The 12,510-nt window shown below is 63.3% G+C and carries 12 protein-coding genes; 10 read left to right on the top strand and 2 right to left on the bottom strand.

Going from position 1 to position 12,510, the window contains the following annotated elements:
- The first annotated feature begins 43 nt into the window (after positions 1-43).
- From QMX96_RS14685 to groL, 5 genes are all read left to right on the top strand, one after another.
- Positions 44-1,051, top strand: a complete 1,008-nt coding sequence (locus QMX96_RS14685) for a DUF481 domain-containing protein (protein WP_282361972.1) — start codon at positions 44-46, stop codon at positions 1,049-1,051.
- 100 nt (positions 1,052-1,151) lie between these two features.
- Positions 1,152-1,883, top strand: coding sequence for a HugZ family protein (locus QMX96_RS14680; RefSeq protein ID WP_282361971.1), 732 nt, complete (start codon positions 1,152-1,154; stop codon positions 1,881-1,883).
- 66 nt (positions 1,884-1,949) lie between these two features.
- Entirely contained in the window at positions 1,950-2,408 is a 459-nt protein-coding gene (locus tag QMX96_RS14675) for an FxsA family protein (protein WP_282361970.1), read from the top strand.
- A gap of 261 nt (positions 2,409-2,669) precedes the next feature.
- Positions 2,670-2,963, top strand: a complete 294-nt coding sequence (locus QMX96_RS14670; protein ID WP_009050540.1) for a co-chaperone GroES — start codon at positions 2,670-2,672, stop codon at positions 2,961-2,963.
- A gap of 46 nt (positions 2,964-3,009) precedes the next feature.
- Positions 3,010-4,659 carry a chaperonin GroEL gene (gene groL / locus QMX96_RS14665; protein WP_043862090.1) on the top strand — a complete coding sequence of 550 codons (1,650 nt, stop codon included), beginning with the start codon at positions 3,010-3,012 and terminating at the stop codon, positions 4,657-4,659.
- 87 nt (positions 4,660-4,746) lie between these two features.
- Here groL and QMX96_RS14660 read toward each other — a convergent pair whose 3' ends face one another.
- Positions 4,747-5,502, bottom strand: a complete 756-nt coding sequence (locus tag QMX96_RS14660; protein WP_054914826.1) for a phosphatase PAP2 family protein — start codon at positions 5,500-5,502, stop codon at positions 4,747-4,749.
- Between the two features lie 180 nt (positions 5,503-5,682).
- Between QMX96_RS14660 and colR the strand changes: the two genes are divergently transcribed.
- The 5 genes from colR to QMX96_RS14635 all read left to right on the top strand — a co-directional run bounded on the left by colR (position 5,683) and on the right by QMX96_RS14635 (position 9,377).
- Complete coding sequence (colR, locus tag QMX96_RS14655) at positions 5,683-6,366, top strand: two-component system response regulator ColR (RefSeq protein WP_043862092.1); 684 nt, start codon at positions 5,683-5,685, stop codon at positions 6,364-6,366.
- On the top strand, positions 6,356-7,657 hold the full coding sequence (locus QMX96_RS14650) for a HAMP domain-containing sensor histidine kinase (RefSeq protein WP_100633518.1): 1,302 nt from the start codon (positions 6,356-6,358) through the stop codon (positions 7,655-7,657). The genes colR and QMX96_RS14650 overlap by 11 nt, the downstream gene beginning before the upstream one ends.
- A gap of 97 nt (positions 7,658-7,754) precedes the next feature.
- Positions 7,755-8,435, top strand: a complete 681-nt coding sequence (locus QMX96_RS14645; protein WP_043862094.1) for a class I SAM-dependent methyltransferase — start codon at positions 7,755-7,757, stop codon at positions 8,433-8,435.
- 4 nt (positions 8,436-8,439) lie between these two features.
- Entirely contained in the window at positions 8,440-9,153 is a 714-nt protein-coding gene (locus QMX96_RS14640; protein WP_043862095.1) for a lipopolysaccharide kinase InaA family protein, read from the top strand.
- The gene (locus tag QMX96_RS14635; RefSeq protein WP_043862096.1) at positions 9,150-9,377 is read left to right on the top strand and encodes a hypothetical protein; all 228 of its coding nucleotides are present in this window, start codon (positions 9,150-9,152) and stop codon (positions 9,375-9,377) included. Before QMX96_RS14640 ends, QMX96_RS14635 begins: the two co-directional genes overlap by 4 nt.
- A gap of 81 nt (positions 9,378-9,458) precedes the next feature.
- Here the strand turns inward: QMX96_RS14635 and QMX96_RS14630 are convergent, their stop codons facing one another.
- The gene (locus tag QMX96_RS14630) at positions 9,459-12,506 is read right to left on the bottom strand and encodes a multidrug efflux RND transporter permease subunit (protein ID WP_054914825.1); all 3,048 of its coding nucleotides are present in this window, start codon (positions 12,504-12,506) and stop codon (positions 9,459-9,461) included.
- Positions 12,507-12,510 lie beyond the last annotated feature (4 nt).

Raw genomic sequence — 12,510 nt, 5'->3', positions numbered from 1 at the left:
ATAATGCCCGATTTTTCTGCGAACCCGAGTTTCTGTACTGCCTATGTATTCTAGAGTCTTGTTGTGCCTTGTGATGACCGGTGTCTGCGCCCCTGCGGTGGCCGATACCGTATGGATGAAGAACGGCGACCGGCTCAGCGGCAAGATCAAGGTCTTCGACGGTGGCAAGCTGGTGCTGCAGACCGAGTACGGTGGCTCCATCGCGCTGGACTGGAAGAAGGTCAAGACCCTGGAGAGCGACCAGGAACTGCTGGTCAAGCAGGACGCCTACACCGGCGAGAAGGCCAAGTCGCTGCAGGCCGGTGAAGACGGCCAGGTGATCCTGGCCAATGGTGAGGCGCCCAAGGCGGTTGAACTGGCCAGCATCCAGCAGATCATGAAGCCCAAGCCGCTGGTCGAAGACATGCTGTGGAAGGGCAACATCGACCTGGCACTGGACTACAAGCGCGCCGAAACCGACAGTGACGACTACGACGTCGACTTCAAGACCACTGCCCGTCACGGTCGCTGGCGGCATAACGCCGAGGGCGAGTACAACCGCGAGACCAAGAACGACACGACAACCACCAACAACTGGAGCGCCGAATACGCGCTGGACCGCTTCATTACCGAGCAGTGGTTCTGGCAGGGGCGTCTGAACTACAAGCGCGATCACATCGAAGACCTGACCCGCCAGCGCACGGTCGGTACCGGCCCGGGCTACCAGTTCTGGGACGACGAGCTGGGCGCGTTCTCGCTGGGTTCGCTGCTCAACCGCACCGACTACGAGTACAGCGACGGCGGCAAGGACAACTTCTATTCGCTGGGCGTGAAGTGGGACTACAACCGCTACCTGATCGGCAAGTCGGTCGAGCTGTTCACCAACGGCGAGGTTGGCAAGCCGCTGGGCGGCGTGGCGGACTACAGCCTGGATGCCGAGGTAGGCCTGCGCTACAAGGTCACCGAATGGGCATCGCTGAACCTGAAGGCCGAGAAGGACATCATCAGCGGCACCAGCGACAGCGACCTGGACAAGACGCGCTACACCGTCGGCTTCGGCGTGGCCTGGTAAACCGCTTTCGCATTCAGGGGCCGGCGCCTGCAGGCCCCTTGGCAATCGCCACTGATAATGATTAGCTTGTCGCGATCACACCTTTCCCAGGAGCACCCCCGTGAGCGCGAAGGCTGCAAGGCAGGCAAGAGAGCTGCTGCTCAAGGAGTACCGTGGCGTACTCTCGACCCATTCCAAATCGATGCCCGGCTTCCCCTTCGGTTCCGTGGTGCCGTATTGCCTGGACGCCGACGGTAACCCGCTGATCCTGATCAGTCGCATTGCCCAGCACACCCACAACCTGCAAAAAGACCCCAAGTGTTCGCTGCTGGTAGGCGAGCGCGATGCCGAGGACGTGCAGGCGGTGGGTCGTCTTACCTTGATGGCCGAGGCCCACAAGCTGGCCGACCCCGAGGCCATCGAGGCCGCCGCCGGGCGCTATTACCGCTACTTCCCCGAATCGAGCCAGTACCACAGTGCCCACGACTTCGACTTCTGGGTGCTCAGGCCGGTGCGCCATCGCTATATCGGCGGCTTCGGCGCGATTCACTGGCTGGACGACGTGACCCTGGCCAACCCGTTCGCCGGCAAGGCCGAGGTGAGCATGGTCGAGCACATGAACGACGACCATGCCAACGCCATCGCGCACTACGTCGAGCTCAGCGGCCTGCCTGCCAGCGCACCGGCCTCGCTGGTAGGGATCGATACCGAGGGCATGCACCTGCGCATCGGCCAGGGACTGCACTGGCTGGCGTTTCCAAGGTCTTGCAATACACCGATACAAGTACGCGAAGCCCTGGTTTTTCTGGCCCGCGCCGAACAGTGGCCTGATCGCGAGGCGGTCGAGGGTTGAAATTGCAACGGCCAGCAACCATTTAAGGTCGTACCTGCAAGGACATCTTGCGTAGAGGAACCCTTGATGCGTGCTTTTCTACTGCTGTTTCTGCTTTTCCCGGTGCTCGAGCTGTATGTGTTTTTCAAGGTCAGCACCGCGATCGGATTTTTCCCGGCGCTGCTGCTGATCATCGCGGGCTCGGCCCTCGGTGTGCTGGTGGTGCGGGTCGCGGGCCTTGCCACCGCGCTGCGTGCGCGGGCGAGCCTGCAGCGCGGCGAATTGCCGGCCGAAGACATGTTCCACGGCCTGATGCTGGCCCTGGGTGGCGGTCTGCTGTTGCTCCCCGGCTTCATCAGCGACCTGATCGGCCTGATGGTGCTGTTGCCGTTCAGCCGCCGGTTGCTGGCCAACAAGCTGCGCCAGCGCGCCGAAGCCCAGGCCATGCGTCAGCGCGCCTTCGGCGACGACCCGTTCAATGCGCCGCCCGGCGCACCGCGTCAGCCCAATGTGATCGAAGGCGAATACGAAAAGCGTGACCCGTGACGCGAGCGCTTGCCCGCGTAGCATGAAACGGCCCTTCGGGGCCGTTTTTCATTTGGCGCGCCGGCCTGCAAAAATTTTCATCGGCAAGCCTTGTAATCGCCTTGGCCGACCTCATGTATGGGTCACCGCAAGGTTTCTGGGCATTTGCCCCAGACAATACATGCGTGGCCCGCCCCGCGGTCCACGATCGGCTACGCCGAAAGCATCAACACGCCGGTAACGATACCGGCCGATGAAAACCACTATCAGGAGAGATCGACAATGAAGCTTCGTCCTCTGCATGACCGCGTCGTCATCCGTCGCAGCGAAGAAGAATCGAAAACCGCTGGCGGTATCGTTCTGCCAGGCTCGGCCGCTGAAAAACCCAACCGTGGCGAAATCGTCGCCGTGGGTACCGGCCGCATCCTGGACAACGGCGAAGTGCGCGCGCTGGCCGTGAAAGTGGGTGACAAGGTGGTTTTCGGCCCGTACTCGGGCAGCAACACTGTGAAAGTTGACGGCGAAGACCTGCTGGTAATGGCTGAGAACGAGATTCTCGCCGTTATCGAAGGCTGATCCGCTGGTTTCCCGTTACTCCAAAGTATTCAAGGATTAAACGATCATGGCTGCTAAAGACGTAAAATTCGGCGATTCCGCCCGTAAGAAAATGCTGGTTGGCGTCAACGTTCTGGCTGACGCGGTAAAAGCGACCCTGGGCCCGAAAGGCCGCAACGTGGTTCTGGCCAAGAGCTTCGGCGCGCCAACCATCACCAAAGACGGTGTTTCGGTTGCCAAGGAAATCGAACTCAAGGACGCCTTCGAGAACATGGGCGCCCAACTGCTGAAAGACGTGGCCTCCAAGGCTAACGACGAAGCGGGCGACGGCACCACCACCGCTACCGTTCTGGCTCAGGCCATCGTCAGCGAAGGCCTCAAGGCCGTTGCTGCCGGCATGAACCCGATGGACCTCAAGCGCGGTATCGACAAGGCCACCATCGCCATCGTCAAAGAGCTGAAGAACCTGTCCAAGCCATGCGCCGATTCCAAGGCCATCGCTCAGGTCGGTACCATCTCGGCCAACTCCGACACCTCCATCGGTGAAATCATTGCCGAAGCCATGGAAAAAGTCGGTAAAGAAGGCGTGATCACCGTCGAAGAAGGCTCGGGCCTGGAAAACGAACTGTCGGTTGTAGAAGGCATGCAGTTCGACCGTGGCTACCTGTCCCCTTACTTCGTCAACAAGCCGGACACCATGGTTGCCGAGCTCGACGGCCCGCTGCTGCTGCTGGTCGACAAGAAGATCTCCAACATCCGCGAACTGCTGCCAGTACTGGAAGCCGTTGCCAAGGCCGGTCGTCCGCTGCTGATCGTGGCTGAAGACGTCGAAGGCGAAGCGCTGGCTACCCTGGTGGTCAACAACATGCGCGGCATCGTGAAAGTGGCTGCGGTCAAGGCACCTGGCTTCGGCGACCGCCGCAAGGCCATGCTGCAGGACATCGCCGTCCTGACCGGCGGTACCGTGATCTCCGAAGAAATCGGCCTGAGCCTGGAGTCGACCACCCTGGAGCACCTGGGCAACGCCAAGCGCGTGACCCTGTCCAAGGAAAACACCACCATCATCGACGGTGCTGGCGTTGAAGCCGACATCGAAGCACGCGTCAAGCAGATCCGTGCTCAGATCGAAGAGACTTCCTCGGACTACGACCGTGAAAAACTGCAAGAGCGTCTGGCCAAGCTGGCTGGCGGTGTTGCCGTGATCAAGGTCGGTGCCGGCACCGAAGTTGAAATGAAAGAGAAGAAAGCCCGCGTTGAAGACGCCCTGCACGCTACCCGCGCAGCCGTCGAAGAAGGCGTGGTACCTGGCGGTGGCGTGGCGCTGGTTCGCTCGCTGCAGGCCATTGCCGAGCTCAAGGGCGACAACGAAGACCAGAACGTGGGTATCCAGTTGCTGCGTCGCGCCGTCGAGTCCCCACTGCGCCAGATCGTTGCCAACGCCGGCGACGAGCCAAGCGTGGTAGTCGACAAGGTCAAGCAAGGTTCGGGCAACTTCGGTTACAACGCTGCTACCGGCGAGTACGGCGACATGATCGAAATGGGCATCCTGGACCCTGCCAAGGTGACCCGTTCGGCTCTGCAGGCCGCGGCCTCGATCGGTGGTCTGATGATCACTACCGAAGCCATGGTTGCCGATGCGCCTGAAGACAAGGCTGCCGGTGGCATGCCTGACATGGGCGGCATGGGTGGCATGGGCGGCATGGGCGGCATGATGTAAGCCAGCCTCACCCGCTTGAAGAAGAGCCCCGCCTTGTGCGGGGCTTTTTTATGTCTGGCAGAAACCCTTCGCCAGCAAGGCTGGCTCCTACAGACGTTCAGCGAATCCTGTAGGTGCCAGCCTGGCTGGCGAAGCGGCCAGTGACGGCTTGCGATACAACACCAGCCAGTAGCACCCCAACCCGATCAGCCAGCAGAACACCGCTGTCCACACATTGTGCGAAAAGAAGTGGGCGCCCTGCAGCATCCTGCCCACCGAAAACACCACCCCCAGGCCAAAGGCGAACACCAGCGCGGCCTTGGCCAGGCGTGGCTTGCGATCACGCAGGACAAAAAACAGCGCAAACAGGGTAAACCCCGTGGCCGCATGCCCGCCCGGCCAGCAGCGCCCTGGCTTGTCGGTGGCGGGGCGGGCCTCTAACAGCTTGCTGTAGGTTTCCTGGCCGCCGAATTCGCTCAGGCTCCAGGGGCACTGCACCGCCGTCGCGGCCTTGAGCGGCGTCACGAAGCCGGTCGACAGGCCCATCGCCAGCACCAGGCAACCCAGTTCCCGGCGCCAGCTCTTGAGGCGCTGCAGCACAAAGCTGGCGGCAAAGCCGACGATGGCCAGCACCGCGAACAGGATGACCAGCTCCTTGGCGCGGTCATGCAGGATGTCTTCGAGAAAATAGCTGTGACGACCGATGAACTGGCCCGCCTGCGGGTCGAACGCGAGGTTGGCCAGGGCCATGTCCAGGTCGGTCAGCTCCAGCAGGATCAGGCACACGGCGGTCAGCAGCGGAATGCCCAGGGCAATCCACAGGTTAAGCGGGCGGGACGCGGGCAAAGGGGGAGTGGCAGGCATGGCAGGGTCCAGGCAGGCAATGGAAACTGCCGATTGTGTGCCGGCGCGCCTACGCTATGTGTGAAGCTGGGGTGAAAAAAATGTCAGTTGCGATTAAATCCATGCCGCGCTGGCGGGGCCTGGACGATGGCCTTAAGCTGCGCCTGCCAAGCAGGCAAACGAGGACGGGGAGAGGTACCGATGCGAATTCTACTGGTTGAAGACAACCGCGATATCCTGGCCAACCTGGCCGATTACCTGGGCCTCAAGGGCTACACCGTCGACTGCGCCCAGGACGGCCTGTCGGGCCTGCACCTGGCTGCCACCGAGCACTACGACCTGATCGTACTCGACATCATGCTGCCCGGCATCGACGGCTACACCTTGTGCAAGCGCCTGCGCGAGGATGCCCGGCGCGATACCCCGGTGATCATGCTGACCGCCCGCGACCAGCTCGACGACCGCCTGCAGGGCTTTCGCTCCGGCGCCGACGACTACCTGCTCAAGCCGTTCGCCCTGTCGGAACTGGCCGCGCGCATCGAAGCTGTGCTGCGCCGGGCCCAGGGCGGTGGCCGGCGCAGCCTGAACGTCGGCGACCTGAGCTACGACCTCGACACCCTGGAGGTCACCCGCCAGGGCAAGTTCCTCAAGCTCAACCCGGTCGGCCTCAAGCTGCTTGCAGTGCTGATGCAGAAGAGCCCCCACGTGCTGCGCCGCGAGGTACTGGAAGAAGCCCTGTGGGGCGACGACTGCCCCGACAGTGACAGCCTGCGCAGCCACGTCCACCAGTTGCGCCAGGTGATCGACAAGCCATTCGACAAGCCCCTGCTGCATACCGTGCACGGTGTTGGCTATCGACTGGCCGAGGGTCGTGATGGAGTTTAAGCAAAGCCTTGCCCAGCGCATCATCATCGCCTTCGCGCTGATGAGCGCGCTGGTGGCCGGGGCCTTCGCCTTCGGCATCGTGGCCACCGTGCACCTGGTGGAAGAGCGCCTGATTTCCTCGGTATTGGGGGGCGACCTCAAGCGCATGCTGCTGATGGACAGCGTATCGGAGTGGAGCCACCGCCCGCGGCCCGACCAGTTGTTCTACTACAGTGGCGGGCGCGACGACTTCGACCTGCCCAAGGACCTGCGCCACCTCACCCCGGGGTTTCACGAAGTGTTTCGCGAGCACCTGTCGTACCACGCCATGGTCGAGGTGGTGGACGGGCGGCACTACGTGCTGCTGCAGGACCAGAGCGATTTCGAAGAACGCGAGCGCGTGCTGTTCGCCGTGGTGGTGGTGGGCTTCGTGCTCAGCCTGGCACTGGCGGTATTCCTCGGCTGGGTGCTGGCACGTCGGGTGATGGCCCCGGTGATCCGGCTGGCGCGCCAGGTGCGCCACCGCGACCAGTTGCTGGGCCTGGCGCCGCCCTTGGCGCCGGACTACGCGGCCGACGAAGTGGGGCAACTGGCGGTGGCCTTCGACGCCACCCTGGGGCGCCTGCGTGATGCACTGACCCGCGAGCGGCTGTTCACCAGCGATGTCAGCCATGAACTGCGCACGCCCCTGATGGTGCTGGCCAGCTCGTGCGAGCTGCTGCTGGAGAACCCGGCCATCGACAATCGCGCCCGCGCCCAGGTCGAACGCATTTCGCGGGCCACCGAAGAAATGCGCGAGCTGGTGCAGACCTTCCTCATGCTCGCCCGCGCCCAGCGCGACGAGGGTGCCGTCGCTTCGCGGGCAAGCCTGCGTGAGGTGGGCAACGAACTGATCGGCGTCTGGCGCGACACCATCGAGCAGAAGGGGCTGACCCTCACCTACCACGACACCGGCGCGCTGCCGACCCTGTACAACGCCACGTTCCTGCAATCGGTGATGGGCAACCTGCTGCGCAATGCGGCGCACTACACCGACCAGGGGTACATCCGCCTCACCCTGGAGCCCGATGGCTTCACCGTCGAGGACAGCGGCGTGGGAATTCCCGAGGAGCATCGCGAGGCCATGTTCCAGCCGTTCGTGCGCGGCGGCGAAAAACGCGGGGAGGGGCTCGGGCTGGGCCTGTCGCTGGTGCAGCGGATCTGCGAGGACCAGGGCTGGAGCGTCAGCCTGAGCGCCGCCGAGCCCCATGGTTGCCGGTTCCATGTGAAATTGGGCACGGCCGGGTCGCAGGCCCCCGGAAACACCTTGTAACTTACCGACGCAACCTGACATTTTTTTCACGTTCGCATGACCTGACGCCAACGTCGCCCTGCTTAAGGTAGGCGGCATTGGAGTCAGGAGATGCACCATGCGCAGTCCCATCAAGCTCAAGTTTTCCGAGAAGTACGACGAGCAGCACGCTCAACAGTACCTGCACAAGCACCAGGACGGCATTGCCCGCCGCTTGTCCCACCAGCGTGACGAGCAATTGGCCCGGCGTGCCCTGGCGCTGGCCGGGGAGCCTGGCCTGGTGCTGGACCTGCCCAGCGGTGCCGGCCGTTTCTGGCCGCTGCTGGCCGAAAAGGCCAACCGCGTGATCATCGGCGCCGACAATTCCGCCGCCATGCTGCAGATCGCCTGCGGGTCGCAACCGGCAGAAGTGGTCAAACGGGTACGGCCCTTGCAGACATCAGCCTTCGCCATCGATCTGCCGGACAACGCGGTAGACAGCATTTTCTGCATGCGGCTGTTCCACCACATTGGCGAAGCGGCCCATCGCAAGGCGATTCTTTCGGAGTTTCAACGGGTTAGCCGCGACAGCGTGATTATCTCGTTGTGGGTGGACGGCAACATCAAGGCCTGGCGGCGTAAACGCCTGGAAGCACGCCGTAACAACGGGCAGGCCGATGGCAGTTACCAGAACCGTTTTGTGTTACCAGCTGCTACGGTTGAACAGGAGTTCGAGGCCGCAGGTTTCCGTATTCAGGAACGAATGGACTTTTTGCCGTTCTATGCGATGTGGCGAGTTTACGTATTGCGCAAGGGGTGAAGGAATGGCTGTGGAAGGAACGGGCGGTACGGCGGTCTCGGATCAATTCGATTACTTCTGGCAGCGCCAGGGCGAATGGGTGGAGGCACCCAACCAGCGGCGTGGCGGCGAAAGCGGCGTGCAGCGCCTGAGCGACGAGACGGGCCATCTGCTGTATGCCAAGCGCCAGGTCGGGCATATCTACCGCAGCCTGCTGCACCCCTTCGGTCGCCCCACGGTATTGCGTGAGTTCGCTGCCCTGAGCAGTTTCGAGCAGTTGGGCGTGCGGGTGCCGCATATCGTCTATTGCGGCGTGGAGCGCGATGCCCAGCACCAGTGGCGGGCGCTGCTCGTCAGCGAGGCGCTGGACGGTTTCGAGGAGATCGACCTGTGGTACGCCGGCGGCGGGCGCGAGCAGCACGGCGAGGCGCTGCACGACCGGGTGCTCGAGGACCTGGCCGGCAACCTGGCGCGCATGCACCGCGGGCACTGGCAGCATGGCTGCCTGTACAGCAAGCATATTTTCGTGAAGGTGACCGGCGAGGGCGCGGATGCGCGTGCCGAGGTCGCCTTGCTGGACCTGGAGAAGTGCCGCCGGCGCATCAGCTGCCAGCGTGCGGCCGCCAATGACCTGAAGCAACTGCGCCGCCATTCGTCGTGGAACGATGCGGACTGGAAGAAGTTGCTCTACTTTTACGAAGTGGCGTTTGGCAGCGCTGTCAAAGGTTTAGAGCAATGAAACTAGAAATAGCACGAGGTTTGTTTCTGCTTGTGGCGTTGGCGGTGGCTTCGGTGGCTTTCGCCGCGTGGGAGGAGCCGCGTCCGCAGGTGCTCAGTTCCATCGACCTGGGCGCGCAGTGTCCGCTGCCGCGGACGGCCAAGCCGGTCGTCACGGCGCAACCGGACCATGACCTGCTGTTGTTCCTGTTCGGCATGAGCCGGGGGCTGCGCTCCAACGGGTGATGAAGTGTATCCACGCGGGTCAAGCCCGCTCCCACAGGGTTGCAGTGATCCTTGCGGGAGCAGGCTTGACCCGCGATGCGTTCAACTCGATTCGAGCGCCGTACTTGGCATTTCCTTCCTGGCCAGCAACGTATACACGCACGGCAACACGAACAACGTGAACAGCGTGCCCACCGACATCCCGGTGGCGATCACCATGCCGATGTCGAACCGACTCACCGCCCCGGCGCCCGTCGCCAGTATCAGCGGCACCATGCCGAATACCATCGCCGCCGTGGTCATCAGCACCGGCCGCAGGCGTATCGCTGCCGCTTCCTCTACGGCATCCCGCGCAGTCAGCCCCTTGTGCAGGCGCAACTGGTTGGCGAACTCGACGATCAGGATGCCGTGCTTGCTGATCAGCCCGATCAGCGTCACCAGCCCCACCTGGGTGTAGATGTTCATGCTCGACCACCCCAGAAACAGCGGAATCAATGCTCCACAGATCGACAGGGGCACCGTCACCAGGATCACCAGCGGGTCGCGGAAACTCTCGAACTGCGCCGCCAGCACCAGAAAGATGATCGCCAGCGCCAGGCCGAAGGTCACCCACAGCGCACTGCCTTCCTGCACGAACTGACGTGCCTGCCCGCTGTAGTCGAAGGCGAAGCCTGCCGGTGCCTCCTGTTGGGCGATGCTGCGCACCGTCTCCAGGGCCTCGCCCATGCTCACCAGCGGGAAGCCCTGGATGATCGCCGAGTTCAGCTGCTGGAACTGGTTGAGCTGGCGCGGCCGCGCGCGGTCGCTGACGCTGATCAGGGTCGACAGGGGCAGCATCCGGCCCTGCTCGTTCTTCACGTAGTAGTTGTTCAGCCAGCCGGGGTTGTCGCGGTAGGCCTGCTCGACCTGGGCGATCACCTTGTAGCTGCGCCCCTCGATGGTGAAGCGGTTGATCTCGGCCTCGCCCAGCAGCGTGGCCAGGGTGCCGCCCAGGGCATCCATCGACACCCCCATCTGCGCCGCCTTGGCCCGGTCGATATCCACCACCACCTCCGGCTTGTCGAATGCCAGGTCGATGTCCAGGAAGGCGAACTTGCCCGAGGCCTGGGCGCGGTCCTTGACCCGCTGCGCCACTTCCAGCAACGACACGTAGTCATTCGGCGTGTTGATCACGAAGGCGAATGGCAGGCCTTCGCCGGTGCCCGGCAGGGAGGGCAGGTTGAAGCCGAAGATCTGCAGGCCGCTGATGGTCGCCAGCTTGGCCTGCACCTCGGGCAGCAACTCCATCTGGGTGCGGCTGCGCTGGTTCCACGGCTTGAGCAGAAAGCCGCCGATGCCCGATTGCACGCCGTTGAAGCCGTTGATCTGGAACGAGGAGTAGTACTCGGGGAATGACTTGAAGATCGTGATGAACTCGTCGGTGTAGGCGTTCAGGTAATCGAGGTTGGCCGGTTGCGGGGCGGTGGCCATCATGAAGATGATGCCCTGGTCTTCGTCCGGGGCCAGCTCGTTCTTGCTGAACATCAGAAACACCGGGATCAGGCACAGCACGATCAGGGCGAACACGATCACCACCGGCCGGGTCTCGAGGGTGCCGTGCAAAAGCGTCTGGTAGCGGCGCTTGAGCCGCTCGAACAGCTGGTCGAGACGATGGGCCAGGCCGCTGGGGTTCTGCTCCGGGCGCAGCAGCAGGGCACACATCATCGGCGACAGGGTCAGCGCGACGATGCCGGAAATCACCACGGCCCCGGCCAGGGTCAGGGCGAACTCCTTGAACAGGGCCCCGGTGAGGCCCTCCAGGAAACCGATGGGGGCGTACACCGCCGCCAGGGTGATGGTCATCGAGACCACCGGCATGGCGATCTCCCGGGCGCCTTCCAGCGCGGCGTCGAACGGCGTCTTGCCCTCCTCGATATGGCGGTGGATGTTCTCCACCACCACGATCGCATCGTCCACCACCAGGCCGATGGCCAGCACCATCGCCAGCAGCGTCAACAGGTTCAGCGAGTAGCCCATCAGTTGCATGAAGAACAGCACGCCGATCATCGACAGCGGGATGGTGATCACCGGGATCAGCACCGAGCGCAGCGCGCCGAGAAACAGGAACACCACCACGATCACGATCAGCACCGCCTCGACCAGGGTCTTGACCACCTCGTCGATGGAGGCCTGGATGAACAGCGTGGCGTCATAGGCGATGGAGGCCTTGAGGTTGGGCGGCAACTGCGCTTCCAGCTCCGGCATCAGCTTGCGCACCTCCTTGATCACGTCCAGCGGGTTGGCGGCCGGGGTGGCCTTGATGCCGATGTACACCGACGGCGTGCCGTCGAACGAGCTGACCGTGTCGTAGTTCTCCGCGCCCATCTCCACCCGTGCCACATCGCCCAGCAGCACGCGGCTGTCGCCCTTGGTCTTGAGCGGGATGGCGGCGAAGGCTTCGGCCGACTTGAGTTCGGTGGTGGCGTTGATGCTGGTGACCACGTACTGGCCCTTGACCTCGCCGGCGGCGGACAGGAAGTTGTAGCGGCGCACCGCGGCAGTCACATCGCCGGCGCTCAGGCCGTAGCCGGCCAGCTTCACCGGGTCGATCCACAGGCGCATGGCGAACACCTGGTTGCCGAGAATCTCGGCTTCGGCCATGCCGGGCAGGGTGGCGAGCTTGGGCTGGATCACCCGCGACAGGTAGTCGGTGATCTGCGGGTTGCTCAGCTCCTTGCTGTAGAAGCTGATGTACATCAGCGCCGAGGCATCGGCGGCTTCCTTGCTCAGCACCGGGTCCTCGGCGTCCTGGGGCAGCTTGTTCTTGACCTCGTTGGCCTTGGCCAGCAGCTCGGTGAACAGCCGGTCGCTGTCGGAGCCGATGCGCGCGTAGATCGAGATCACCGAAAAATTCTGCCGGCTCACCGAGGTCATGTAGTCGATGCCTTCGGCACTGGCCAGGCTCTGCTGCAGGGGCTGGGTGATGTAGCCCTGGATGGTTTCGGCGTTGGCTCCTGGGTAGGCGGTGGTCACCGTGATCAGGGCGTTTTCCATCTGCGGGTACTGGCGGATCGGCAGCTTGCTCCAGGCCTGGAACCCCAGCAGCACGATCAGCAGGCTGACCACGCTGGCCAGCACCGGGCGACGGATGAACGGGTCGGTAAAGGCCATGGCG

The organism is Pseudomonas sp. PS01300 (genome assembly GCF_029960155.1).
Taxonomy (GTDB): Bacteria; Pseudomonadota; Gammaproteobacteria; order Pseudomonadales; family Pseudomonadaceae; genus Aquipseudomonas; species Aquipseudomonas palmensis.
The sequence above is the reverse complement of the archived record's forward strand: the minus strand, read 5'-3'. Positions and strand labels throughout refer to the sequence as shown.